At 62.5% G+C, this 24,372-nt stretch carries 23 protein-coding genes and 1 pseudogene; 17 read left to right on the top strand and 7 right to left on the bottom strand.

The window, feature by feature from the left end:
* A partial coding sequence (locus tag BM228_RS25015; RefSeq protein ID WP_139234190.1) for an IS5 family transposase occupies positions 1–474 on the top strand: 474 nt, incomplete at its 5' end.
* 81 nt (positions 475–555) lie between these two features.
* On the opposite strand, the gene BM228_RS25020 is transcribed toward BM228_RS25015, so the two are convergent.
* Positions 556–1,476, bottom strand: coding sequence for a GGDEF domain-containing protein (locus BM228_RS25020; protein ID WP_167367812.1), 921 nt, complete (start codon positions 1,474–1,476; stop codon positions 556–558).
* A 260-nt stretch (positions 1,477–1,736) separates the two neighbouring features.
* Positions 1,737–1,913, bottom strand: coding sequence for a hypothetical protein (locus BM228_RS34825; protein ID WP_167367813.1), 177 nt, complete (start codon positions 1,911–1,913; stop codon positions 1,737–1,739).
* 329 nt (positions 1,914–2,242) lie between these two features.
* Here BM228_RS34825 and BM228_RS25025 point away from each other — a divergent pair, with 329 nt between their 5' ends.
* A complete protein-coding gene (locus tag BM228_RS25025; RefSeq protein ID WP_092044846.1) occupies positions 2,243–2,623 on the top strand; it encodes a response regulator in 381 nt (126 codons plus the stop codon).
* A gap of 136 nt (positions 2,624–2,759) precedes the next feature.
* Positions 2,760–3,083: a helix-turn-helix domain-containing protein gene (locus tag BM228_RS25030; RefSeq protein ID WP_092044847.1), complete on the top strand. Its 324-nt coding sequence runs from the start codon at positions 2,760–2,762 to the stop codon at positions 3,081–3,083.
* Here the strand turns inward: BM228_RS25030 and BM228_RS36140 are convergent.
* Entirely contained in the window at positions 3,078–3,764 is a 687-nt protein-coding gene (locus BM228_RS36140) for a transposase (protein WP_425284993.1), read from the bottom strand. The two genes, BM228_RS25030 and BM228_RS36140, sit on opposite strands and share 6 nt — an antisense overlap.
* On the opposite strand from BM228_RS36140, the gene BM228_RS34830 reads away from it, so the two are divergent.
* From BM228_RS34830 to BM228_RS35910, 3 genes are all read left to right on the top strand, one after another.
* Entirely contained in the window at positions 3,754–4,104 is a 351-nt protein-coding gene (locus BM228_RS34830; RefSeq protein ID WP_167367815.1) for a hypothetical protein, read from the top strand. The two genes, BM228_RS36140 and BM228_RS34830, sit on opposite strands and share 11 nt — an antisense overlap.
* A 39-nt stretch (positions 4,105–4,143) precedes the next feature.
* A complete protein-coding gene (locus BM228_RS34030) occupies positions 4,144–4,566 on the top strand; it encodes a hypothetical protein (protein WP_139234192.1) in 423 nt (140 codons plus the stop codon).
* A 121-nt stretch (positions 4,567–4,687) separates the two neighbouring features.
* The gene (locus BM228_RS35910) at positions 4,688–4,882 is read left to right on the top strand and encodes a helix-turn-helix domain-containing protein (protein ID WP_280142353.1); all 195 of its coding nucleotides are present in this window, start codon (positions 4,688–4,690) and stop codon (positions 4,880–4,882) included.
* On the opposite strand, the gene BM228_RS34035 is transcribed toward BM228_RS35910, so the two are convergent.
* The gene (locus tag BM228_RS34035) at positions 4,850–5,212 is read right to left on the bottom strand and encodes an aromatic-ring hydroxylase C-terminal domain-containing protein (RefSeq protein WP_342030181.1); all 363 of its coding nucleotides are present in this window, start codon (positions 5,210–5,212) and stop codon (positions 4,850–4,852) included. The genes BM228_RS35910 and BM228_RS34035 overlap by 33 nt on opposite strands.
* A 141-nt stretch (positions 5,213–5,353) precedes the next feature.
* Here BM228_RS34035 and BM228_RS25045 point away from each other — a divergent pair, with 141 nt between their 5' ends.
* The 8 genes from BM228_RS25045 to BM228_RS25085 all read left to right on the top strand — a co-directional run bounded on the left by BM228_RS25045 (position 5,354) and on the right by BM228_RS25085 (position 15,994).
* Positions 5,354–5,644 (top strand): hypothetical protein, encoded by a 291-nt coding sequence (locus BM228_RS25045; RefSeq protein ID WP_244537302.1) that lies wholly within the window; start codon positions 5,354–5,356, stop codon positions 5,642–5,644.
* Positions 5,645–6,352: 708 nt separating this feature from the next.
* Entirely contained in the window at positions 6,353–7,924 is a 1,572-nt protein-coding gene (locus BM228_RS25055; RefSeq protein WP_092044853.1) for an ABC transporter substrate-binding protein, read from the top strand.
* 241 nt (positions 7,925–8,165) lie between these two features.
* A complete protein-coding gene (locus tag BM228_RS25060) occupies positions 8,166–9,185 on the top strand; it encodes an SMP-30/gluconolactonase/LRE family protein (RefSeq protein ID WP_092044854.1) in 1,020 nt (339 codons plus the stop codon).
* 468 nt (positions 9,186–9,653) lie between these two features.
* Positions 9,654–10,625 carry an MBL fold metallo-hydrolase gene (locus BM228_RS25065; protein ID WP_092044856.1) on the top strand — a complete coding sequence of 324 codons (972 nt, stop codon included), beginning with the start codon at positions 9,654–9,656 and terminating at the stop codon, positions 10,623–10,625.
* 78 nt (positions 10,626–10,703) lie between these two features.
* On the top strand, positions 10,704–11,378 hold the full coding sequence (locus BM228_RS25070) for a metal ABC transporter permease (RefSeq protein ID WP_092044857.1): 675 nt from the start codon (positions 10,704–10,706) through the stop codon (positions 11,376–11,378).
* A gap of 176 nt (positions 11,379–11,554) precedes the next feature.
* Positions 11,555–12,523, top strand: coding sequence for a zinc-binding dehydrogenase (locus tag BM228_RS25075; protein WP_092044859.1), 969 nt, complete (start codon positions 11,555–11,557; stop codon positions 12,521–12,523).
* A 1,123-nt stretch (positions 12,524–13,646) separates the two neighbouring features.
* Positions 13,647–14,243, top strand: coding sequence for a response regulator (locus tag BM228_RS25080; RefSeq protein ID WP_092044860.1), 597 nt, complete (start codon positions 13,647–13,649; stop codon positions 14,241–14,243).
* Positions 14,240–15,994 (top strand): ATP-binding response regulator, encoded by a 1,755-nt coding sequence (locus BM228_RS25085; RefSeq protein WP_092044862.1) that lies wholly within the window; start codon positions 14,240–14,242, stop codon positions 15,992–15,994. The genes BM228_RS25080 and BM228_RS25085 overlap by 4 nt, the downstream gene beginning before the upstream one ends.
* Before the next feature lie 391 nt (positions 15,995–16,385).
* Here the strand turns inward: BM228_RS25085 and BM228_RS25090 are convergent, their stop codons facing one another.
* Positions 16,386–16,850, bottom strand: a complete 465-nt coding sequence (locus tag BM228_RS25090) for a Ros/MucR family transcriptional regulator (RefSeq protein ID WP_092044863.1) — start codon at positions 16,848–16,850, stop codon at positions 16,386–16,388.
* Positions 16,851–16,971: 121 nt separating this feature from the next.
* Here BM228_RS25090 and BM228_RS25095 point away from each other — a divergent pair, with 121 nt between their 5' ends.
* The gene (locus BM228_RS25095; protein ID WP_092044865.1) at positions 16,972–17,931 is read left to right on the top strand and encodes a helix-turn-helix domain-containing protein; all 960 of its coding nucleotides are present in this window, start codon (positions 16,972–16,974) and stop codon (positions 17,929–17,931) included.
* A 346-nt stretch (positions 17,932–18,277) separates the two neighbouring features.
* Here the strand turns inward: BM228_RS25095 and BM228_RS25100 are convergent, their stop codons facing one another.
* Positions 18,278–19,126 carry a metal-dependent phosphohydrolase gene (locus tag BM228_RS25100; RefSeq protein ID WP_092044866.1) on the bottom strand — a complete coding sequence of 283 codons (849 nt, stop codon included), beginning with the start codon at positions 19,124–19,126 and terminating at the stop codon, positions 18,278–18,280.
* A 156-nt stretch (positions 19,127–19,282) separates the two neighbouring features.
* On the opposite strand from BM228_RS25100, the gene recD2 reads away from it, so the two are divergent.
* Positions 19,283–21,499, top strand: coding sequence for an SF1B family DNA helicase RecD2 (gene recD2, locus BM228_RS25105; protein ID WP_208612095.1), 2,217 nt, complete (start codon positions 19,283–19,285; stop codon positions 21,497–21,499).
* A gap of 195 nt (positions 21,500–21,694) precedes the next feature.
* Positions 21,695–21,757: pseudogene (locus BM228_RS36145) on the top strand (DUF4186 family protein); the annotation flags it as partial.
* Between the two features lie 192 nt (positions 21,758–21,949).
* Here the strand turns inward: BM228_RS36145 and BM228_RS25110 are convergent.
* Positions 21,950–24,334, bottom strand: a complete 2,385-nt coding sequence (locus BM228_RS25110) for a type IA DNA topoisomerase (RefSeq protein ID WP_208612096.1) — start codon at positions 24,332–24,334, stop codon at positions 21,950–21,952.
* Between the last annotated feature and the right edge of the window lie 38 nt (positions 24,335–24,372).

Genomic DNA, 24,372 nt, shown 5'->3' on the forward strand with positions numbered 1-24,372 from the left:
AAAAGGGGGCCTGCCACCGGTCCGAACCCGACGGACCGCGGCAAGCCGGGCACGAAACGCCACCTCGTCACCGACGCGCGCGGCACCCCGCTCGGCTTCCGCCTAAGCGGGGCCAACCGGCACGACAGCGTCATGATGGCGGCTACCCTCGATGCCATCCCGCCTCTGCGGAGTGGTCGACGAGGACGATCGCGGCGCCGTCCAGACAAGGTGCACGCCGACAAAGCCTACGATGCCAGACCACGTCGGCACGAATGCAGGGCGCGCGGGATCGTGCCACGCATCGCTCGGCGTGGTGTCGAGAGCAGCGACAAGCTCGGTCGCCACCGTTGGGTGGTCGAGCGTACCCACGCCTGGTTCAACCGCTTCCGCCGCCTGCCCGTCCGCTACGAGCGACGCGCCGACATCTACGAGGCCTTCACAAGCCTCGCAGCAAGCCTCATCACCCTCAACCAGATCAAACGGTTCTGTTAGGCGCTCTAAGTGAGGTTCGCAGAGCAAAAGCGGCCGAGGCTGATCGCAGCGCATGGGCGCTTGCGTGAGTGCCACCGTGGTTCACACAGCCGGAACCAGCTCCGCACCGGTCGGCACTGGATCGGTGTTGGCGATGGCTACCGGCCAGGGCGCGGCAATGCGGACTCTGCCTTTGCCTGCCGCCTTACCCGCGTACATGTGGCCATCGGCTTCGTGCATGAGTGCCGCCCGATCCAACAATGAGCTGGGTTGGAAGACCAGACCGCCCATGCTGACCGTGGTCGGATACCGCGATTGTCCGAGTGCGGCTGAGAGCTCCTGGTGGAAGCGCTCGATCGTCGGCCGGCCCGCCGCAGTGGATGCGATCGGTATCAGCGCTGCAAACTCGTCTCCGGCCAGTCGGAAAAGGCGCCCCCGCCCGTGGAGAGCGCTCGTCGCGGCCGCTGTCAGCTCGCGCAGCACATGGTCGCCAACGCCATGACCATGGGTATCGTTGATGCGCTTGAAGTCGTCCACGTCGATCATCGCCAGCGCAACCGCCCGATCGCCGGGTTCACGAGCGTCGAGCAAGGTTTCCAGCTCCCGATCGAATGCCGCCCGGTTCAGAGCGTTCGTCAGCGCATCATGCGTGGCACGGACGCGCTCGCGGTCGTAGGTGCGGCGTAGCGCGTGAATGACCGCGAGGGTGAAGCCGTAAGCGCTGAAACGGATGATCCCACGAGCGACGGCCACGTCCGGGTTAAGACCGACTTCATGAACGTGGTGCGGGAAAATATTCAAGAAGCACGCGATGATGGTGACGAAGCAGCTTGCACGTAGCCCAAGCCGCCAACCGGCGAGCGCGATGAGCGGTATGAACAGGGGTCCCATACCCACTGCTGGGAAGATGCGGTCAGCGCTGATCAACGCGAGGCCACCGGCCGCCAGCACCGTCCAAGTCGTCCATGCCGACCATGCATCGAGGCGATCGGCGAGGTTACTTGTCTGGACCAGCTCGCTCATACTGCTTTGCGACCGCTCGTGACGGGGCATAGCCAAGCAGCGACACCCTAATCAGGGTGCCATATTAGACACGAGGTCTTAACGAAGGCGCGGCTCGGGAAATTCACCGGTGGCACCCATGAGGAGGAATTCCCCGGGGTACTCGGCGGGGCATAGCATGTCGAACCGACATGCGCCCGCTCGCGACTATCGTGGACGCTGGGGGCGTGGCTTGGGGATTTCGATCGTCACGAGCTTGCCGGTGATCGGATCCAGGATGGTCACAGCGCCACTCCGTTGATCCGGTGGTGCCGGGCGGCACGCTGGCTCGCGCGTGCATTGTGGAGCCGCCGCATCCGCTCTTGCTGGATTTCAGACTCGTGAGCTTGATGGACCGAAACGGCAGGGAGCGACTGCTCCGCTGGCATGATGTCGCGATGCGCGTCCGACTGTTTCATGCTTCGCCCCTTTGTTCGTACTTAAGTAGCGAGCTTAACCGTTCATTAACCTATTGCAACCCTGAGGCGCCGGCCGCTGACCGGCGGGGTGGTTCGGTCCACAAGCGATGGGGAAATCGGGTTCAAGCCGATGCGAACCGGCTGCGCGACCATCGATCACCGGCCAGCTGTTGGACCCGATCATCGTTTCGAACGATATGGTGGGGCCGACGCCGCTCGTGCACGGCAGTGTCGGTCGATCCCCCAGAGCTGCTACCCACACGTGGTAGTCGCATGCCGCTTTCGGAGAAGAGCCGCAACTGTCCAGCCGCGATGCCGTTAGGTCTTTCATGGCCGACGCACACATACCCGTCCCGTTTACAGTGTTGATCGTGGAGGACGAGAGCCTCGTGCGCATGATGGCGGTCGATATGCTCGAAGACGCTGGATTTCAGGTCATTGAAGCACCCACCGGCGATGCGGCTTGGATCATTTTGCAGAGCCGCGACGACATCGATGTGCTGTTCACCGACATTGAGATGCCGGGGTCTTTGAACGGTTTTGGCTTGGCCAATCGCGTCGCGGAGCACTGGCCGCACATCCGCTTGGTGATCACGTCCGGGCGGTGCCAGCTCACCGACGAGGACGTGCCGGACCATGGACGGTTCGTGCCCAAGCCATATCACGCGACTCAAGTTTTCTCAGCTTTTGAGCGCGCAGGCCGGAGCTAGGACCTGCCGACCTGATCTGACCGTTAAACGTCTGTGCGATGGCAGTGCCTGCACCGGGTGAAAGGTCGGCGGGGGTGTCGCTGCGATCAGTCCGTTTCAGGTGGCCGAGAAGCTCAGCTGCATCCGGCTGTAGCGGATGATTCTCGGGCACACGACCTACAGCCGCGCCGAGGTGCTGGGACTCAACGAGCGGACGTACCGGGATTACGAGGCTGGCACACTTCGGCTTAGCCCATACCGGCTGGTGCAAATTGCCCGGGCGTTATGCGTCGAGCCGGGCTTCTGGTTCGTAGGGGCGCCGAATGGCGTATTCGAGCCGAGCCCACCGATCGACACCGGCAACATAGGCAACGGTGACACCCGCCGTCTGCTGCACGCCTGGAGCGTAAACGCCGGCGAGCCGCGAAAGCACTTCCTGCATCTCGCTTTGGCGCTGGCCCGGCATTGCAGGCTATTATGACATTGGCCTTACGTTGAGTCTGAATAACGCGTTCAAAGAAAAATTGAAACAAAATTCATCTACTTCTGCAACTACGGCATCTGAAGGATTGTTGCGCAACTTATCCGTCATTAGAGCATAATTTCTTCCAGTATCTCCTATCCGGTGACGTAATACACCATCTTCTACCCGGCGGAATAATCTTTCGGCAGATTTCCAGTCAATTTTTAAGTTTATCCTGACGCTCTCGATGTTGTTCTTTCCTCTGTGGGCATGAACTAGATAAATAGCTTGAAGTATTTTTGTTGTAGGTATGTGAGATCTATTGAAACAAGTTCCCGTCTTCACCGAGAATTGTCTACGGCAAAATCTTTCACAGCACTTCCGCAGGCCGGGACGGGTTTTTCGTAGGTCGTAGTGCTGCCCTGTAGAGCCGCAATGCGGACAGATAGGGCCGTGCGGCCATCGAGCCCGCTCCAAGCATTCCAGTGCGGCAACCTCACACTGGAAGTACGGACGGCAGAGGTCAGGCTCGGGTGTCAGCTTAGGCATCGTTGCCACATACACGGGGCCGTTTGGTGTGAAAAGTCCAGTAAAATGGGCCAGCCGCTTATATGCACTTTGACGCGCTGGGACGCTCGTTTGCGAGCTGCTCGGGGCGACTGCGAAAAATGGGAGCCGCGGGAAATCAATGAAGGGCATCAAGGCTATGAAGATTAAATTGAGCGCAGCAAGGCAGAATTTGGACAAGTTGCCATGGCTTGGCTTCGAATGGTCGCCCAATGAAATTGTCGGAGTTGCTAAGATTTCGACGAACGACAAGAGTTACTCTCCAATCGATCTGGCGTGCATTGGCGAAAATATCATAGATTACTTGAGCGATAAGACTGGATACGTAGAACACGGGGGTTCTTTTGCCGGACCATTCATTTTTAGTTTCAAGCGTCCGACCGATATATTGTGTTTTATGCGAGAGATGCGTGTTGATATGATGTTGTGTGGCGAATTTAGACATATTACGCTGGAATTTAAGCTTCAATAGGCCTTGTTGGTCTAATATCAAACTACTAGGAATCGCAAAATGAATCATAGCAATTCAAATATGTCTGGGGTGAGGCAGTTGGATTATCCAATTGTCTTTGGATACGCTGCAGACATGCGCGAAATCTTGACTCGGCTCTATGGAGGCTCAGATCCAGCAGAAATTCATGATTGTTTTAAGCACATAGGTGAAGATCGTGAATTCGTGATTGTATCGTATGCACACGATGACAATGCCGATGCGCTTAAGTGCTTTGATACAGATATAATATTTCGAATGATCTTCGAAGAATTTGAATATGATAACAATATTATTTATTCTCACTATCTGAAATCTACTTGGTATAAGGTTTTTGTGGATGATAAGCCTGTTCTTGAAAATGTTATCCTAGAGGAGCTCAATGATCGGCAGTGGCTCGGCGGACTAATAGTTACGATCGGCGAACGATCGTTTCTATTTTAGTTTTAGCGCCGAAGAGAAGATATAATATGAGATGATTTATTTTCGGAGAAAGTTATGCAAATGGTGAAATAAATACTCGAATAAGAAAGCTGCCTTCACAATACGTGGATTGGATCTTGATGTGTCAAATTTGGATCAGCGCTTGGCTTATGGGGTTTCGGATGCGGCTCGTCTAATCGGAATTTCAAGATCTAAGATGTATACGCTAATTGCTGCTGATAAAATACCAGCACGTAAGCTGGGAGGTCGCACTCTGATTCTTCATTCGGATCTGCTGATTTTATTAGGCAATGCACCGCACGTGACGCTTGGATAGATCAATATGACCTTGCGAGAACCGCCAGTCCCGGTACGTCCGGACCCGTCCGGCCGAGTTGTACAGCGGGCCGATCCAGCCAGCATAGCCATCCGGCCGCACCAACACCGCGCTTCCCTTGCCCCCGAACGCCGCCTCAAACCGCTCCGCATGGTTCGGGACCGGGGCAAGCTGAACGACGACGCCGTCCACCCCCGCCAGATCCTCGGGGCATGGTCCCCCGTTCGGCAGAGCGAGCACGAAGGTGGGACGTGACGGGTCGAGGGCCCGGTGCAGATGTGTCTGCACCCAAGCTCCTTCCTTCCGATGCTGGACGGGCAGGTCCAGCATCCGGTCGCCGGCACGCAGGGCGCCGGGGTGCCCGTCATTCTCTTAGCTCGACTTTGGCCATTTACTGCGCGTCGAGTGGGCGGAGGTGAGGAAGCGGGCGTAACAGATAGGCTGGTGGTGTGCCCGCCAAGAGACGCCGCCATGCTCCGCCTGCCCCCTCGCTTCGCCGGGATCATCCTGGCGTTCGCACCGCTGTTCGTCCACCGCTCGTGGCGACACGCCCAAAACCTGCTGGTTGGCGCGATCCTCACGCCGGGGCAGCGCACGGTGACAAGCGTCGTGCGCATCATGGGCCGCGCGCAGGAGCGGCGGTTCGTGAACGTCCACCGCATCCTCAAACCGCGCCCAACCTTCGCCGACGCTCTGGCCACCGTGCGCTGTGCGATCTGGCGCGAGCGGACTTTGGCAACATCACCGTGCCGACGCGCTTGAACAAAACTCCGCTTCCGCTTGCCAGCGCCCTGGGCCTATGTGCTCTGCCACGCCGCATGAATGGCCAAAGTCGAGCTAAGAGCGGGCTGTCGCGGTAGCCGAAGGCGACCAGCGCCATGGTGGCGGTGGCGTTCGCCTGTGCCTGGTCCACGCCAACGATCCTGGGCCCGAGATGGTTGAACAGCGTGCGCACGACCGGGCCGTCAGTGCCGATCATCGTGGTCACCCGTCAACGCACCACCCACTCACCCGTCGCCACCAGCCCGGGACCGGCTCTAGTGCACGCTCCATAAGCTGGCCTTGTACGAATGGCGGCCCGGCGTCGCAGTCATCACAATGAATGCCTGCCGTGGAGAAGCGTCCGAGGCGGCCCAAATGACCGGGATGGGCACATTGCGGATCTTCCGCTTGCGGTAGGCGGTCATCTTCCGCACCTGACCCAGCGCAGGCCCTCGCAACATCCGCTTGAGGGCGGTCTGATCAGCGGCGTGAGCTACTGACGCTGGCCGGTAGCTAGCGCATACCACACCGATCCGGGACGCTCGGAGCAAACTTCACGTTAACCCGCAACTAATGCGCCGGGAGCTTCACGGGCCGTTCTGCCGCAACAATCGGGAGGCACTGTATCAGCGATTGCAAAGACATGGCGCGCGCCCTCTCGCGTTGGTCCGGCGGTTGCTATGCTGGTGCGTCTCGTTGGGGGCCACAATGAAGCGACGCACATTCCTCGCCGCAGGGGCCTCGACACTGGCAGCGCCAATCGTCGGCCGAGCGCAAGACGCCCGGGTGTTGCGCATGGTGCCCCAGGCGAACGTGACGTCCATTGACCCGATCTGGACGACCGCGATCGTGACGCGCAATCACGCCTATATCGTCTATGATACCCTGTTCGGCCTCGATGCCGACCTGCAGCCCCAGCCCCAGATGGCGGCCGGCTACCGGGTCGAGCAGGATGGGCGGAAAGTGACGATCACCCTCCGCGAGGGGCTGCGCTTTCATGACGGGACCCCCGTCCTCGCGCGCGATTGCGTCGCCAGCATCAGGCGCTGGGCCGCGCGGAACGGGTTTGGCCAGACGTTGATGGCCGCGACCGACGAGATCGTGCACGACGGTGATGCGAACATCGTCTTCCGTTTGAAGGCGCCTTTCCCGCTGCTGCCGAACGCACTGGCGAGCGTCAGCCAACCCGCCTTCATCATGCCGGAGCGGATCGCGCAGACTGATCCGTTCAAGCAGATCACGGATGCCACCGGCTCCGGGCCGTTCCGCTGGAAGGCGGACGAGTTCAACTCGGGCAGCTTGATGGTTTACGAGCGGCACGCGGGATATGCGCCCGCTCCCGGTGCCCCGAGCCTGACCGCCGGCGGCAAAGTCGCCCATTTTGACAGGGTCGAGTGGCAGATCATCGCCGACGGCGCCACTGCGGCGGCTGCGCTGCAGAACGGCGAGATCGACTGGTACGAGCAGCCACCGCCGGAACTCCAGCAGCTCCTCGCCCGCAATCGTAACATCGTCGTGGAAGGGCTCGACCGCTTCACCAATCCAGCCATCCTGCGCATGAATCACCTGCAGCCACCGTTCGACGATGTCGAGGTGCGCCGGGCGGTGCTGCCGGCCATCGTTCAGAGCGACTTCATGGCAGCCGTGGCCGGTGATGATCCCGCCAACTATGACGACCGGTGCGGGATCTTCACGCCGGGAACGCCGATGGCGACGGATGCCGGCATGGAGGTGCTCACAGCCCCGCGAAGCATCGAGAAGGCGCGGGCGGCGCTGAAAGCCGCGGGCTATAACGGCGCGAAGGTTCGGCTGATCGGTCCGACGGATATCCTGGCGCCCTCGGCGATCACCCAGGTCGCGGCCGATCTGCTGCCCCGTATCGGCTTCAATATGGATCTGGCCCTGAGCGACTGGGGTACGGTCATCCAACGCCGCGTCTCACGCGAGCCCGTTGATAAGGGCGGCTGGTCCGTGCTGCTGACCACGTTCTCGTCGTTCGACAATGCTGATCCGGCGGCGCTTCAACCGCTCAGAGCCAACGGCGCAGGTGCCTGGTTCGGCTGGCCGTCGATTCCGAAGCTGGAGGAACTCCGCGCCGCCTGGTTCGCCGCTCCGGATGTGCTTGTGCGCAAGGCGCTCTGCGCGGAGATGCAGCGGGTCGCGCTCGACCAAGTGGCCTACGTACCAGTCGGCTCCTATCGATCCATGACTTCTTTCCGGCGCAATCTGACGGGCCGGGTCCTCGGATTTCCCATCCTCTGGAACATCAGAAAGACCTGAGCGAAACGTCCGGTCACCGAACGCCGCCGGAGGTTTTTGGTGGGATCAGCCGGGCCGGTTCTCGCCGGGTCTGCGTATCTTTCCGCCGGCCATGGTGTCTCTCTCACGAGCGCACCGCCTCCCCGTTCCACGTCCGGATCCAGCACCATCCCCTCATCCATCAGAAAACCACGAGACAGCGTGCCCGGCTTCCATACAATCCTCCGGTCGGGCACGAAGACCGGACCGGAGGAGACGAGTGATGAATCGACGTGATGTCCTCGCGGGCGCCGCCGCCCTGACGGCGACCACGGTCGCGGCCCGGGCCGACCGGCTGCCCCTCGGCGACCTGCTGGGTACCCGCTATCCCGATCCGCGGGTCGAGGCGCTCGACAAGCGCTTCCGCTACAAGGTCGGCAACGCCGCAATCGAGCGCATCGCCACCGGTTTCCGCTGGGCGGAAGGCCCAGTCTATTTTAGGGACGGCGGATACTTGTTGTGGAGCGACATCCCGAACAACCGGATCATGCGCTGGCTCGAGAACGGCCACGTCAGCGTCTATCGGGCGAACTCGAACTACTCGAACGGCAACACCCGCGACCGCCAGGGCCGACTGATCACCTGCGAGCACGATACCCGCCGGGTGACCCGCACCGAGCCGGACGGGAAGATCACGGTCTTGATCGACACGTTCGACGGCAAACCGCTCAACGCTCCCAACGACGTGGTGGTGGCCTCCGACAACGCGATCTGGTTCACCGATCCGGGCTACGGCATCGACGGGTTCTACGAGGGTCACAAGGATAAGGCGGAACTGCCGACCCGGGTCTACCGGCTCGATCCCTCGACCGGGCAGGCCAAGGTCACGGCTGAGGGCATCGATCGGCCCAACGGCCTCGCCTTTTCGCCCGACGAGAAGATCCTCTACGTCGTTGATTCAGGCATCACCCATGGTGGGCGGGCCAATATCCGCGCCTTCACGGTCGAGGGCGACCGACTCAGCGGCGACCGCGTCTTCGCCGAAGGCTTCGCGCCGGGCTTCACCGACGGAGTCCGCACCGATGTCGACGGGAATGTCTGGTGCTCGATGGGCTGGGCCGACCCGAAGGAGGACGGAGTGCGCTGCTACACGCCGTCGGGCGACCTGATTGGCAAGATCAACCTGCCCGAGACCTGCGCCAATCTCTGCTTCGGGAGTCCGAAGAAGAACCGGCTGTTCATGGCGGCGAGCACCTCGATCTACGCGGTCTATGTCGAGACGCAGGGAGCGATGGTGCCGTAGGATACCTCGGCAGCCCCACAACGACTGCCGCGCGTGAACCCTCAACTCTTGCGTAGGAGAGGCTCGGTCGCCTGTGGGCATGACGGCAGCGTCTAATTTGACGAGTTTTCGCTCGGAAGTGGACAGGCGGCTTCCACCCATCTGAGACATTCATGCGAGCGATGCGACGCGGCTGATGCTGGCCGGAAGCAGCATGTCCGCTTCGGAGTAAGTGGAACTGCGGAGTGGACCTTCGGCTCCCGTGCGAGACTATTCAGTTCGGACACTTCCTGCGCCGACCACCTCATATTAGGCCGAGGCATCCAGCCGCAGAACAGATGGAGGGGCTCGTCGCGGAACGCGTACGCTCTTCTCGCGAAACGGCGCGATCGGGCGCTAGTTCAACGCTGTGCCTTGTCGCGTCGCGATGAGATGTCGCTCTGACATCTGTGAGCCGCAGAAGGCCGCTGGACCGATCGAGGATCTGCGATGGTGACGAGACGAACCGTGCTGGCTGGAGTTGCGCAGCCTGCCGCCCTCGCTGCGATGCCGCTTGCGGTGTGCGGCCCTGCCTCGGCCCAAGCTCCGGCCGCGAGGCAGGCACCGGGCTTCTACCGCTACAAAGTCGGTGCCATCGAGGTGACGGCGATCAACGATGGGTTCGCACTGCGGCAGCTCGACGGCTTCATTCCCAACGCACCGCCGGCTGCGCTGAAGCAGGCGATGGCGGACGCGTTCCTTCCCTCCGACGCCCTGCCCTTAACCTTCACCTCGGTCGTCCTGCGGATCCGGGGGCGCACGATCCTGGTCGACACCGGCTTCGCCGATAATGGGCCGCCGACGACGGGCTACTGGATGGCCAATTTCCGCGCAGCCGGCTTCGAACCGTCTGACGTCGACGACATCGTGATCAGCCACTTCCACCCGGACCACATCGGCGGCATCCGTCGCAAGGACGGGTCTGCGGTCTTCCCGAAGGCGCGGGTCCACGTCCCGGAGGCGGAATGGGCGTTCTGGACCGACGAAGCCCGGATGGCGGGGGCGCCGGACGGGTGGAAGCCGACGTTCGCGGCGACGAAGCGGGTATTCGGGCCCATGACGGCCGATGTGGCACGCTTCGCCGCGGGCGAGGAAGTGGTGCCTTCGTTGATCGCCGTGGCCGCGTACGGCCACACCCCCGGCCACACGGCATTCATGCTGAGATCCGACTCGGCCAAGCAGATGCTCATGGGGGACACGGCCAACCATCCGGCTCTCTTCGTCCGTAATCCGGACTGGGCGGCCGTGTTCGACATGGATGCCGGTCAGGCAAGTGACACGCGTAAGGCGATGCTGGACATGGCCTCGGCAGAGGGGCTGCAAGTCTCGTTCTACCACGCACCGTTCCCGGCTGTGGGCCATATCCTCAAGGAGGCTGACGGCTTCAGGTTCGTTCCGCTTCAGTGGAGCCCGATCGCTTAGGGCCATGACGCCACTGGGCGCGGGTTCGGGCCGGAATGCGGCAATCCCTCGTTTCCGCCTCGCCGAGCAGGAGCTTCCATGAAACGTCTCGCCACCGTGACACTCGCCGGCCTGATGGCGCTCGCGCACGGCCCCTGCGACGCCGCGCAGATCGAGCGTCTGAGGGGAACGATCGAGGCGGTCGACGGTGAAACTGTCAAGATCCGACCGATCGACGGCGAGACAGAGGCTGTCTTGTTTACCCCGCAGACGCGTTTCGCACTCCTCGCCAGATCCAGCCTCAGCGCTATTCGGGAGGGCGACTTCATCGGCACCGCTACGAAGGGTAGCGATCCGCCGACGGCCCTGGAAATCCACATCTTTCCTGAATCGATGCGCGGCACCGGCGAGGGGCATCGCGACTGGGATACGATCCCCGACACCCTGGCGGGCGGCAAACGCGTGAAGAGCGCGATGACGAACGGCACCGTAAGAACTGGAGGCGGCCCGAGGGTGAAGAGCGCGATGACCAATGGTACGGTCGCAAGCAGTGGGCGGGCCGGCGATGCGACAACTCTCGTCGTCACCTACGACAAGGACCGGTCCCTGACGATTCTCGTGCCGCCACAGGCCCCGATCGTGGCCTATGAGCCGGCCGACCGCTCGATCGTTCAGCCGGGTGGTAGGGTTTTCATTACGGCTGAGCGCGATGGCAACAGACTGAAGGCCGTCCGGATCGCCGTCGGCAAAGATGGGCTCACGCCGCCTCAGTAAGGCCTTGTCGGGCGGCGAGATCAGAACTCGGCCATCGACGCGGCTCGCTCGACCTCGGGCCGGCATGGAAGTGGGAGTGACCCATGGACCTCGACCGACGGCTCCTCCTTGTAGGAGCGACGGCAACGCTTCTTTCCTCCTCGGCCGTCGCAGCTGAGGACCGGCCAGCGGCACGGATGAAAGCTGTCGTCGCCGGGCCCGAGGAACCTGCTCTGGCGGAGGTCGAGACCCCGGTGCCGAAGCCGACCGAGGTCCTCGTCAGGGTCCGGGCAGCCGCCCTCAATCGCGCTGATCTGGCCGTCGCCGCGGGGCAGCCGCACGGCACCGCCGGCGGCCCCAATGCGATACCGGGCCTCGAATGGGCTGGCGAGATCGTGGCGGTCGGGGCCGAGGTAGCAGATTTTCATCCCGGTGATCGGGTCATGTGTTCCGGCGCCGGCGGATATGCAGAATATGCCGTCGCGGATTATGGGCGCACGCTGCCGCTGCCGGCGAGCATGTCGTTCGAGACGGCCGCTACTCTGCCGGTGGCCTTGCAGACGATGCACGACGCGATCGTCACGCAGGCACGCCTGCGCCCCGGCGAGACGGTGTTGATCCAGGGAGCAAGCTCCGGGGTCGGGCTGATGGCGCTGCAGATCGCTCGTTGGCAACGGGCCTCCGTGGTGATTGGTACGTCGCGAAACCCCGAGCACCGCACGCGCCTGTCCGGTTTCGGCGCGACACTGGCGGTCGACACGAAAGATCCGACCTGGCCCGAACAGGTCCGGCAAGCGACGGGCGGCAAGGGCGTCGACGTCATCATCGACCAAGTCTCGGCGCCGGTGGCCAACGGCAACCTGCAGGCTGCGGCTGTCCTCGGACGGATCATCAACGTCGGTCGGCTCGGGGGAGGCCGCGGTGAGTTCGATTTCGACCTGCACGCTACCAAGCGCATCAGCTACATCGGCGTGACCAACCGAACACGGTCGATCGAAGAACAGCGCACGATCACCGCCCGCGTCCGGGCAGACCTCTGGCAAGGCGTCGCGGATGGACAGTTTAGCCTGCCGATCGACAGCAGATTTCCATTGTCAGATGCGCCGGCCGCGCTCGCGCGCATGAAGCAAAACGAGCATTTTGGAAAGATTGTCCTACGGATGTGAGCAGGCTTGATAGTCACGGCGCGTTGAATCGGACACGTCTTTCGGGGCGTCTCTACGCTTCACTGGCCTGAGCAGAGCGAATTGTGCGCGAAGGGGGCCGTGCTTTCCGGCCAACCATTGTCTTGAGCTGGCTATAAGCCATCGACGGATTCGAAAAGCAGCCAATGCCATAAGCAGACGGATCCATCCGTAGAGTAGTGAGCGCTACGGGCGGACGCCACAAAATTTTAAAATGTTAATTCAATTGGAAAAATGGAAGGTTCAACTCATGAATAAAAGCAATTATAAGTTAAGTTCAACAATGTACGATAAAAGGCCTTCGAAACCAACATAATTGTCTTCAAAGCAATTTGTTTTCATATATATAGTCGAAAATAATTAACAATAAATGGTCTTTGGACTCGGCGACGACTTATTATTTACGGATCGCTTAAAACGCGATGGGGCTTTCATATTGCTCGGTCAATTTTTGATCGTGAGCATATCGGTCAGGAATTCCATCAGATGTATGGGAAATCGTCCGACGCCCGAATGTCTGAGCCCAGGTGAGCCTCGTCACATTCTCGGAAATAGGCATGGCCGTCTCCTCCTTGCCGGCCGCTTTGCATCGCTTCTTCGCGGCAGCACCTATCCATCGCAAGACCAGGGGCCCTCTTGCATAGGAAGTTGGTGCAGATGCATTCAGGATGACGCTGCGCCTTAGAGATCTAGCGATACCGCGCCGTCCCCGACATCGATTGATCATGAGTTTCCTTCAGGCTGACATGTAAGAGCATGCTCGTACTCAAACCCAACACGATTCGCGCACAACGGCCGCATGGCTGCTCCGGCCTGCTTCCGAACTCCGCCCAGCGGGAATTACCAGCACCTTGCCTTCCCATTCATACGAAGTTTGTAAAGTTGTCAGCGCGATGTGGAATGCGGTCTGCACCGGGCACGATGATGCGAACGCTTGCCCAGCATGGAAATCGTTTCTCTTGGCCTTCTGCATGCTCAACCGAAGGTGTGATGGACGCCCTCGGATTCGTGCTTAGCCGATCACGAAAGCTCCGTGGACCAGTCCATATGGACTGGTCCACGGAGCATGACTGCGCTTAGGCGTTTGCACTAAACAGGATTGGGCATGGCGCAGGAAGCGATCCTCATCATCGACGACCACGCGCTATTCCGATCCGGCATCGTGTCGATGCTAGCGACGGCATTTGACAGTATCTCGATCGTCGACTGCGCATCACTGCACGAGGCCCTCACCATCGACGCCGTCGTGCCTACGGTCGTCCTCCTGGACATCCAGTTGCCCGGCTTGAGTGGCCTTGAAGGGATGGGCCTGCTCCAGCAACGCTGGCCCGCCGCCAGAATCGTCGTCGTCTCCGCCCTGGATATGCCCGATACAGTTGGCGCATCGCTCGCTCAGGGAGCGTGTGCTTTCCTGTCCAAGACGGACCGGCCAGACAGGATGATGTCAGTCCTGCGCGAGATGCTGGAGGATCCTCCCGCTACTCCAAGTGTCGGCGGCGCCATCTGTCCATCGTTGACGCCACGGCAGGCAGAGGTGCTCACCCTCGTCGGACGGGGATTGTCCAACAAGATGATCGGACGGCGTCTCGGTCTATCGGAGCATACGGTTCGCGGCCACGTGCAGGGTTTGTTATCGGTCTTGAGAGTCGCCAGGCGCGCTGAAGCTGTCTTCAAGGCTCAACAGCTTGGCCTCATTCGATGACTTTATCGCAGGACCACCGAATCGTCGCCGAGGAGCTGCGGCTCGTTCTGGACGGCGTCATGCAGTCGATCGCCGTCGGTTTCCTCGTCTCGACGCTCATGCTGCTCGTGTTGTGGACGCTGGCGCCTCATGCCGTCCTACTGAGCTGGTATGTCGCGTTCCTAGTCGAGCGAGTAGCGGCGGCTGCCTTTGCTCGCCGTATGCGCCATACCGTGAGCGAACCCGCGAGTGCGCGCCGGATTGAGCGCGTCGTCTTCCTGAGCAAAATCGTCGAAGGCTCGATCCTGGGTTCGTTGATATGGATCGCACTCCCGCTGCAAGTCCCTGCGGTGAGCATCCTGACGATGTCGTTGCTGGGGGCGACCTGCAGCAACGGCGTCTCGCTTCTGGCACCACGGCGCCATCTTTATCTTGCGCTCGTCATCCCCATAGTCACGTTAGCGTCGGTGACCCTGTGGTCGCTAGGCGGTATCCCCTATCGAGCGCTGGCGATCTGCTCGATCCTCTTCGTCGTCGGGCAGTACGGTCAGGTCGTGCTTGCCAGCCGTCGCGTCCGAGAGTCTATCGAACTTCGTTTCGAGAACACTGCCCTTATCGAGCAGTTACGCGCTGAGACTGCCGCTGCCCACCTCGCTCGTCGCGACGCCGAGTACGCCAATTCCGCAAAGTCGCAATTTCTCGCGGCCGCCAGTCACGACCTGCGCCAACCCGTTCATGCCCTCGGCTTGTTCCTCCAGGCTCTGAGCCAGACGAGTCTCGCCAGCCCTCAGCGGCGGATCCTCCAAAATGCTCAGACCGCGAACGTCGCCTCGACTGATATGCTCAACACGTTGCTGGATTTCTCGCGCCTCGAGGCTGGAGTCGTCACGCCTCGACCGAGAGCTTTCGAACTTCAACCCCTGCTCGACAAGATCGAGAACGATCTGGCCCATCTTGCCGATGCCAAGGGCTTGATCTACCGAACGCCGCAAACGGATCTAGCAATCGTCTCAGACGCCGCCTTGCTGGAACTGGTCCTGCGTAATCTCGTCCTCAACGCTATCCGCTATACGGATCACGGCGGCTTGCTCATCGGCTGCCGCCGCCGAAGCGCGAATGTGTCGATCGAAGTTTACGACACTGGCATTGGCATCCCCGAGGACAAACGAGAGGAAATTTTCCGCGAGTTCTATCAGCTCGGCAATCCCGAACGCGACCGCCACCAGGGACTTGGGCTGGGGCTCGCGATCGCCCGGGGCATCGCCGGGGCACTAGGTCACGTACTCTCTCTTTCGTCGAGGGAGGGGAGCGGCAGCGTGTTTCGCATCCTTGTTCCCAGAACGCTCGAAGTCGAGGCCGACGACGATCGCCCCGCGGGCAATCTAGAGGGGGGCAGATTGACCGGTTCGCGTATTATGATCGTTGATGACGATGCCATCGTTCGCGACGCGATGATGGCGCTCCTCTCCGGTTGGGGATGCTTGTGCTGGGCATTTGAGGACCCGAGCGACGTTGCACGGTTCCCCGGGCACGAGCCCGCCCCCGATGCGCTGATTTGCGATTACCGGCTGCGCGGGGGCCAAACGGGCGCCGAAGCCATCGCAATGCTGAGGCAACATTGGAAACGGCCGATCCCGGCGATCCTCATTACTGGCGACACTGCGCCCGTTCGCATGCGGGAGGCCTCGGACAGCGGAGTCCCGCTAATTCATAAGCCGGTTCGACCAGATCTGCTTCGAAGTGCCCTTATAGCGTTGATTTCACAACGGTAAACGCCGATATGCTGTTGAGTTTGTTGCCAGTGCCGAACGCCCACGTCGGCTCTGGTGCGTTGGCGGCCCAAGATCCGGATTGAAAACTCGTCGGCTGTAGTCGACGGAGAGCAGGCTATCGGCTTCACTCGTATCTATGTCCGGCGGTCATGCATGCGCCGCTTCTCTCTATGAATACTGGCAACTGCAGATTAATGGGGCGGATGAGGACGCTGAACTCGAGACGTCCGGCGGCTGCCTGGTTAAGGGAGGGCTCGATACCCTAGGCAGGTTGGCCCAGCCGATTGCCGGAAAGCTCAGGCGATCAACCGTGACGAATGTCGACGTGGAGGGTGTTCCTGAGCCAATCGAATGTTGGCAACGCTCTACTGGCGTCCCGTAAGAACGTCGATCAGCCGTCCGTTCCGGTTCTGAGCTGAACGGAGCGCACCCCCGGCACACCGAGACCGATCGCCTTAGCCAGCTTGGAGCGATGTTGCGCGTATTCCTCAGCGACCATCGGATAGTCGGCCGGCAGACCATAGCGCTCTCGGTAGCTCCGCGGGTGCAACCCGTGGGCGGTAAGGTGACGCTTCAGGGTCTTGTAGGACCGGCCGTCGATGAAGCTGATGATGCCATGCTGTTGGACCGACTTGCGGATCTGCGCCGGGCTCGGCTTGTCGATCTGCGCCTGCAGAGAGGGTTCAGTCGCAACCGCCGCCACGCCGGTCGCCAGACTTACGATCGTATCATGCACTTTTGTGATCAAAGTCGGCAGTTCAGAAACAGGCACTCGGTTTTTCGAGACGTAAGCTGAGACGATGCCGGTCGCCAGGTCGGTCAATGACAGGGGGCTGGCTGAGGTCGAGGCGGGCACGTGCAGGCTCCTGAAAGGAATCAGCCCCAGATGTAGCTCGATGTGTCCCGTTGCGCTTGCCTGTGCGCGTGCTACCGTTTGCCCGAACGCGCAAGCAGAAGCACGCACTCAGACAAACGCTATGAGGACTTTGTTCTCGACGGCGGACGAGAAGCCGAAAAACAGGTTCCGCCGTTGGCGCGAGACGATCTTCGAACGGATCGTGCCGGTCGAACTGACGCCGCTTGGCGATGGCGTATTCAAGGGCGTCATGGAGGCTGCCGACGTTGGTCCCCTGCTCATCACCCGCGTGACGCAGAGCGCAGTCAACACCGCGGCAACCTCGGACACGATACGCCGTCACGGCAAGCACGACACGTTAAACGTCGCAATCACCCTAAGTGGTGAGGTCTTCAGTGCTCAAGATGACCGCACCTCGATCCAGCGAGCCGGTGACATGGTGGTGCTGGATCGTCGACCGACCACGATGGCATCCGACGCCGACACGCGAACGCTCTTCATTGAAGTACCTCGCGAGTGCCTTGAACGCGTGCTCGGATCGACGCGACGCTACACAGCTTTGACGATCGGTACCGAGCAGCCCGGGACCTCGCTTGTGACGACCTTCTTCAATGAATTGGTTTGTACGCATGAACACCTGACGCCGAACATGGCCACGCGCATGGCTTACATTGGTATCGATCTAATCGTCGCCAGCATCGCAGAGCGCCTCGCGCATGAAGTGCCTAAGAACCTCCAGGGTACCCTCATCGTTCAGAGAGCTGCTGCGTACATCGAGGCCAACCTTGGCGACGCGGACTTGGACCCTGCTCAGCTTGCAGCCGCTGTGGGCGTTTCGCTGCGCTATCTCCAGGAGCTATTCCACGAGCACGAACGCAACATAGCCGATTGGATCTGGCGGCGGCGCTTGGAGGTCGCCGCGCAGCGGCTGGCGGATCCCGGATTTGCCCACCTAGACATCGGGCCCCTCGCCTACGGTTGCGGCTTCAAAAGCCAGAGCCACTTCAGTCGGCGCTTTAAAAATCACTACGGGCTTTCACCCAGCGAGCACCGATGGCGTGCGCTGACTTTGGCGACGTGAACACCAAGCGGCACCAATCTGGAGTTTCCGCTGCTGTTCCCCATGCGCCCGCTTCGACCTGGGTATAGGCCCCCCGGGGCCGGCGGGCGTGCCGGCCTTAAGGCAGAACAACGGATCTTCGGCGAATGAGCGATCTGCGGATCCCGGGCTCGATGCCGAGCAGCTGGGAAGTGACATCCGTTTGTGGGGCTGTCGCCAGACCGGGACCGCATCCGCTCTTGGGATACTGCCAGCTTGGGACGAACGGCGGCACTGGGCGCGAGGCCGGCGATACCTCGTGGCATGAGCGCGATACTTGTCAAAAGCTATCACCACGATCGCCAGCCCTGAAGTCTGCCGGTGCGGCTCAGCCTGGGTGCGGTCCCATGCGGCGACGGTCATGCTCGATCGCGAACACATGGCTGTAGAGGTTGGCCACCCAGCTCCGCCCCTCGACAGTCAGATCGAGAAAGCGCACCGCGTCGCCGATGACCGGCTCGATCTTGCCCCAGAAGAACGCCGGATACCGCTCCGCGAGGTCGGCCGGGCTGGCATAGCCGAGCTGTTCGTCGAGGCCGACCTCGGCGAACTCATGAAACAGCGCGTTCAGTTTGCGTGGGTAGAGTGGGTCACCGAGTTGCCCGATCAGGTCCGCCGCACGCATCAAGCCGGCTTCGGTCCCGGTCTCCCGGTGCTCGTCGTCCGCGGGCACGGGGAAACGGGTCAACTCGATGGCCCGCATCACCCGCTGCGCATCGACGAGATCATGCGTGCCGAAGCGCTCCTGCACCGCAAGCTTCGAACGCTCGATGTGGTAGGGCGCCAGCGCCGCGTCCGATGCACCGCGTGGCAAACCGATGGTCGTGCCCTGCGCGTCGATGACGAAGGCCTTCGCCCGGTCGCCTGAGCAGACACCGCGCACGTAGCCAATGTCGTGGTACAGCGCCGCCAGGATCATGTGCAGCCAATCCTCCGGCGTGATGCCCTTGTCGAGGAACCGGCCGCGCAGGATGTCCTGGGCCACGAGGGTGACGAGGGCGGTGTGGTCGCCGTCGTGGTAGAGCGCATCGCTGCCGACGATGCGCTCGATGGTCAGACGTGCGGACGCCTCGATCACCTCGGCGAAACGCGGTTCACGACTGCCGAAGGTGCGCTGGTAGGTGAGCGCGAGGTGCTCGCCAAGCGCGTCGGCCAGCATCTTCGTCACGTCGAACATGACTGGTCTCTCATAAATCGAGCAAACGCCCACACAGCCTGCTGTGTCGATCAGCATCATGACATCAAGTGAACGGCGGCCCATATTGAGCAAAGCGCCCCGCGAAATATCGGGGCGCCGGACTCCGGGGCAGGCTCGTAGGATCTCATAGCCGTCGTGGCTGCGCGCGCATTCCCCGGCTCGGCCGGTCCCGAGATCGAGGCGCTGGCCGGTACCATCGAGCGCGTCACCTTCCACAGCCCCGAAACCGGCTTCTGCGTGCTCAAGGTCCAGGCCCGGGGCAAGCGTGACCTCGTCCCGGTGATCGGGCATGCCCCCGCCATCGCGGCTGGCGAGTGGATCACCGCCACCGGCATCTGGCACACGGATCGGCAGCACGGCGTGCAGTTCAAGGCTGACACCCTCAAGGTCACGCCGCCCACCGGGGTGGAGGGCATCGAGAAGTACCTCGCGTCCGGCCACATGCGTGGCATCGGTCCGGCCATGGCCAAGCGCATCGTCGCGGCGTTCGGCGAAGGCACGTTTGAGATCATCGAGGCCGAGCCGCAGCGACTGCCCGAGATCGCCGGCATCGGCCCGAAGCGTGCCGCCCGCATCATCGCCGGCTGGGCCGAGCAGAAGGCGGTGCGCGAGATCATGCTGTTCCTGCACGCCCAAGGCGTCGGCACGGCGCGGGCGGTGCGGATCTTCAAGACCTACGGCCACGACGCCATCGCGGTCATGACCGAGGACCCGTATCGGCTGGCCAAGGACATCCGCGGCATCGGCTTCAAGACCGCCGACGCCATCGCGATGAAGCTCGGGCTGACCCCGGAGGCGCCGCAGCGGCTGCGCGCGGGCATCTCGTTTGCCTTGCAGACGGCGACCGACGGCGGGCACTGTGCCCTACCGGTTGCGGAACTGATCAAGCTCGCGGGCGACCTCCTCGGCATCGACGCGGCGCTGATCCGCGCGGCGCTGCTCGACGTGCTGGAGACCGGCGAGGTCGTGCAGGATATCCTCGGCGACAAGGCGTGCATCTTCCTGGCTGGGCTGCACGCCGCCGAGCGGATGATCGCCGAGCGGCTGCTCCGCCGAATGAAAGGCGCACCGCCCTGGCCCGAGATCGACCTCGCCCGGGCTCTGTCCTGGGTCCAGGACAAGACCGGCAAGACGCTCTCGCCCTCGCAAGGGGAAGCCGTGCGACTGGTGCTCGGCGCCAAGCTCGCGGTGATCACCGGCGGTCCGGGCGTGGGCAAGACCTCGACGCTCGACACGATCCTGCGCATCCTGCGGGCGAAGGGTGTGCAGGTGCTGCTTGCCGCCCCGACCGGCCGGGCGGCCAAGCGCATGACCGAGCAGACCGGGCTCGAGGCCAAGACGATCCACCGCCTGCTGGAGATCGACCCGAAGCACGGAGGTTTCTCGCGCAACGAGGACAACCCGCTCGCCTGCGACCTGCTGGTGATCGACGAGACCTCGATGGTCGACGTGCCGCTGATGAACGCCCTGACCAAGGCGGTGCCGGAGCACGCGGCGCTCCTCCTCGTCGGCGATGTCGACCAGCTGCCCTCGGTCGGGCCCGGGCAGGTCTTGGCCGACGTCATCGCCTCGGGGGCTATCCCGGTGGCGCGGCTGACCGAAGTGTTTCGGCAGGCGGCCGAGAGCCGGATCGTCGTGAATGCGCACCGGATCAACGCCGGCAAGATGCCCGAGCCGGCTGCGCGGGGCGCGGACAGCGATTTCCACCTGATCGAGATCGACGAGCCCGAGCCGGCGGTGGCGACTTTGATCGAGGTGGTGACCAGACGCATCCCGGCGCGCTTCAGCCTCGATCCGGTGCGCGACGTGCAAGTGCTCACCCCGATGCAGCGCGGCGTGCTCGGCGCGCGCAACCTCAACCACGAACTCCAGGCGGTGCTGAACCCGAACCCCGCCATCTCGGTGGAGCGGTTCGGCTGGCGCTTCTCACCCGGCGACCGAGTGATGGAGAGCCAGAACGACTACGACCGGGAGGTGTTCAACGGCGATCTCGGAACCGTCGCCCGCATCGACGAGGACGAGGGCGCGGTGATCGTCGATTTCGACGGGCGCGAGGTGGTCTACCCCTACGGCGAACTCGACACGCTGGTACCGGCCTACGCGACGACCATCCACAAGTCGCAGGGTTCGGAGTACCCGGCGGTGGTGATCCCGCTGGCCATGCAGCACTGGACGATGCTGGCGCGGAATCTCCTGTACACGGGCGTGACGCGCGGCAAACGGTTGGTCGTGCTGCTCGGGCAGCGCAAGGCGCTGGGCATCGCGGTCCGCGGCGGTCATACCAAGCCCCGCTGGACCAAGTTGCGCGCGTGGCTGGGTCAGGGCGCTTCCGTAGAGGCGGTCCGACGGTAAAGACGCCATGACCGGCCTCGGATTTGTCGTACAGAAGCACACTGCGCGCGGGCTGAACTGCAACTTCCCGCTTGCGCTTTAAGGCATACTCAAGAGTTGTTCGTTGGCGCGTGACCAGAGCCTGGTGGCGGGCGAGCGGCGGCTGGCTGTGCCGGTGCAGGACCAACGTTTGGGTTGCGCTGGGTTTGAGGGCGTCATTCCGTCTTTACAGCGCGGCACGCGATGGAAACCTGCTGCCGCAACTGTTTGGCTTTGTGACATGCCGTACCATTGAGGCGGTGATTGCCGTGGCCGAGCAGCGCACATGCGAGCAAACGCTGGCTGCGCTCCCAGGCCGCTGAGGGCGCGTGACGCCGGCACGAAATCCGCGATGAACTGTTACGAACTTCGCGAGCCATCCAGGGCTTCACGATCGAGAGCTGAGAGCCCGGATATCCGCGTCCGAGCGCTTCAGGCACGACGCCGAGTCGTTGCCTTTCCAGGCATCTCGCCCCCCCTGTCCCGTCGCTTTTCCCGTTCGGCAGGTTTGTTGCCTCTCGCTCCTCCGGAGCTTGGCTCTGGTGTCCGCTGCCGCGGTTGAGAGGCGTGTGCGTCGAGGAAGCGACGACATGCGTCGAAGTTCGTCTCGATCTCCGTCGGACAAGTGATGCCGCGCTGCTCCGCCAGACCGCGCGCGTAGCTGAGCATCGCCGCGCTCGGAACACGCTGTTGGCCGGGCTGGCTGACGCCGTCGTTTTGAGGCGCGCGCGGCCCAGCATGGGTGTCCAGAAAGGCCCGGCAGACGCTGATGCTGCTCTTGCAGCCGCGCGGCAGCTTCACGCCCTTTCGCTCAGCCAAGCTCACTGCGAACGACAGCATGGCCGAGGTTGGTGGCTGATTGTCGGCCTGACCGTATGGGATCAGACTCGGGTCGAGGCTGACCACCGGTGAGTTCGAGATCACGGCGATCAGCTCATCAAGACGCGCCCGCGTGCGATGTTGAAACGCGTCGGCGCGCTGGATGGCCTCAGCGCGCGTTTTGGCACGACCGATTTCTGCCAACTCCGCCTCGAACGTCGCTCGCCCCACCGGATCACCGTAGGCCGGGAACACGCGTCGCACCGCCGTGATGAACGCCAGCCCCACCTCGGTGACTTCGATGGCTGGATCCTTGCCGTTGGACAGCGTGATGTAGCGGCTCTTCAAGAGTTTAGGCAGGATCGTATCGCGCGTGGCGGCCGTGCCGAGCCCCTTGGGCTCGTTCGGGTTGACCGGGTTCTCCAGGGCGCGTTTGACCATCGGATCATCCACTTGATCGATCAATCGGCCCATCACCACCGGGAGCTCGCCTCGGGTGATCCGCCGCGGCGGCTCGGTCATCGCGGTAGCAATGTCAGCAGTTACTGCCGATGCGCCCTCACCGTCGTTTACAACCGGTAGGCGGGCGGACATGGCTTCCCCCTCGCGCCTGGCCTTGCCGGGCACGGCGTCCGCTTCGAGTTCCGTCTCGCTGCCGTAGACCGTACGCCACCCGGGCGCACGTATGACGTTGCCGGAAACGGCAAACCGTTTCGGGCCAATCGGCGTCCGTACCTCGGCAGTCACGCTGGTGCGGGCATCGATTCCATCGGGGAGGTGCGCGGCCAGGTAGGCCTTCGCGACGAGCTCCCACAACTGGAACTGATCGGCTGAGAGGCGGCTGCGCTCAGGGACCTTGCGCAAGGGCACGATCGCGTGATGCTCCCCCGGATCCTTGACGTAGTGCCCTTTGATGCCACGGCGGATCACAGGCACATGATCCCGCGCGATGAGGCTATGCAGGTCGGTCAGCACGGTGGCGATCGCGACGATCACCGTTGTAGCATCAGCAGCCTGCCCCTCCGGCAGGTACTCGGACTCCGTGCGCGGGTAGCTGAGGTAGCCCTGATCGTACAGGTCCTGGGCGATGCCCGCTGTATGTTGGGGATCCCAGCCGAACCGCTTGGCGCAGCGCCGGGCGAGGGTGTCCTTCGAGAAGAGCCGGGGCGGTGCGCGTCGCACATCCTTGTGCTCGACCGTCAGGGGCCCCGACCACGTCACGGCGGCTGTCCGGATCGTCTCGGCGATCTCCACGTCGAAGATCCGTTCTTTGGGTGCGTGCCACAGGATCAGTTCGGCACCGGATTGGGTCCCCAGGTGCAAAGCGACCTTGAAGAAGTCCTGCGGCACGAAGGAGCGGATACGCTCCTCCAGGTCGGTCAGGATAGCGAGGGTGGGCGTCTGCACGCCGCCGAAGCGCCAGGGTTCCCGGAAAGCAGGTGGGCGCAGACGCAGCGAGATGGCCCGTGTGCCGTTCAGGCCGAGGTGGTAGTCCTCATACTGCCTGCAGAGCGCCTCGAGGTAGGCGGCGTAGTCGCGCTCGCCCGAACTTGGTTCCTTGGCCAGGGCAGCGAAGGCGCGGCGGATCGAGACGTCGTCGAGCGCACCGAGCTTGAGCCGGTCGACCCGCCCACGCCAGCCGAGGTGCTCGAGCACCTCCCAGGCGATCATCGAGCCCTCGCGTCCGGGATCGGTGGCGATGATCACACGCTCGACGCCGCTCAGCGCCTGCCGGATGGCAGCAATCTTCGGTTCGTGCGACTGGCCGGACCGGTTGGTGCCGTAGCTGACCGGGATGGTGGCGAGTACGATGGGAAGGGTGTCGAAGCGCCAGGGCTTCCACTCGGGCCGGATGCTACCGGGTTCCTCGGCAGACAGAAGGTGTCCCTCCGCGGCCACGCAGACCGTGTTCGGCGAATGGAAAAAGCGCTGCAACTGCCGCATCGCAGAGGGCTTTTCGAAGAAGAACAGCGTGCGGCCGGAGCTCGGAGGTGACATGTCGCTGACCGCTAAGGCTCTCGCTACGCTTGGCCGAT

Source organism: Methylobacterium pseudosasicola (genome assembly GCF_900114535.1).
Classification (GTDB): Bacteria; Pseudomonadota; Alphaproteobacteria; order Rhizobiales; family Beijerinckiaceae; genus Methylobacterium; species Methylobacterium pseudosasicola.

What these genes read in the sequence shown, in the direction of transcription:
- BM228_RS25020 (WP_167367812.1), bottom strand. Translation starts at nt 1,476, where the DNA reads ATGAGCGAGCTGGTCCAGACAAGTAACCTCGCCGATCGCCTCGATGCA.
- BM228_RS34825 (WP_167367813.1), bottom strand. Translation starts at nt 1,913, where the DNA reads ATGAAACAGTCGGACGCGCATCGCGACATCATGCCAGCGGAGCAGTCG.
- BM228_RS25025 (WP_092044846.1), top strand. Translation starts at nt 2,243, where the DNA reads ATGGCCGACGCACACATACCCGTCCCGTTTACAGTGTTGATCGTGGAG.
- BM228_RS25030 (WP_092044847.1), top strand. Translation starts at nt 2,760, where the DNA reads ATGATTCTCGGGCACACGACCTACAGCCGCGCCGAGGTGCTGGGACTC.
- BM228_RS34830 (WP_167367815.1), top strand. Translation starts at nt 3,754, where the DNA reads ATGAAGGGCATCAAGGCTATGAAGATTAAATTGAGCGCAGCAAGGCAG.
- BM228_RS36140 (WP_425284993.1), bottom strand. Translation starts at nt 3,764, where the DNA reads ATGCCCTTCATTGATTTCCCGCGGCTCCCATTTTTCGCAGTCGCCCCG.
- BM228_RS34030 (WP_139234192.1), top strand. Translation starts at nt 4,144, where the DNA reads ATGAATCATAGCAATTCAAATATGTCTGGGGTGAGGCAGTTGGATTAT.
- BM228_RS34035 (WP_342030181.1), bottom strand. Translation starts at nt 5,212, where the DNA reads ATGCTGGACCTGCCCGTCCAGCATCGGAAGGAAGGAGCTTGGGTGCAG.
- BM228_RS25045 (WP_244537302.1), top strand. Translation starts at nt 5,354, where the DNA reads ATGCTCCGCCTGCCCCCTCGCTTCGCCGGGATCATCCTGGCGTTCGCA.
- BM228_RS25055 (WP_092044853.1), top strand. Translation starts at nt 6,353, where the DNA reads ATGAAGCGACGCACATTCCTCGCCGCAGGGGCCTCGACACTGGCAGCG.
- BM228_RS25060 (WP_092044854.1), top strand. Translation starts at nt 8,166, where the DNA reads ATGAATCGACGTGATGTCCTCGCGGGCGCCGCCGCCCTGACGGCGACC.
- BM228_RS25065 (WP_092044856.1), top strand. Translation starts at nt 9,654, where the DNA reads ATGGTGACGAGACGAACCGTGCTGGCTGGAGTTGCGCAGCCTGCCGCC.
- BM228_RS25070 (WP_092044857.1), top strand. Translation starts at nt 10,704, where the DNA reads ATGAAACGTCTCGCCACCGTGACACTCGCCGGCCTGATGGCGCTCGCG.
- BM228_RS25075 (WP_092044859.1), top strand. Translation starts at nt 11,555, where the DNA reads ATGAAAGCTGTCGTCGCCGGGCCCGAGGAACCTGCTCTGGCGGAGGTC.
- BM228_RS25080 (WP_092044860.1), top strand. Translation starts at nt 13,647, where the DNA reads ATGGCGCAGGAAGCGATCCTCATCATCGACGACCACGCGCTATTCCGA.
- BM228_RS25085 (WP_092044862.1), top strand. Translation starts at nt 14,240, where the DNA reads ATGACTTTATCGCAGGACCACCGAATCGTCGCCGAGGAGCTGCGGCTC.
- BM228_RS25095 (WP_092044865.1), top strand. Translation starts at nt 16,972, where the DNA reads ATGAGGACTTTGTTCTCGACGGCGGACGAGAAGCCGAAAAACAGGTTC.
- BM228_RS25100 (WP_092044866.1), bottom strand. Translation starts at nt 19,126, where the DNA reads ATGTTCGACGTGACGAAGATGCTGGCCGACGCGCTTGGCGAGCACCTC.
- BM228_RS25110 (WP_208612096.1), bottom strand. Translation starts at nt 24,334, where the DNA reads ATGTCACCTCCGAGCTCCGGCCGCACGCTGTTCTTCTTCGAAAAGCCC.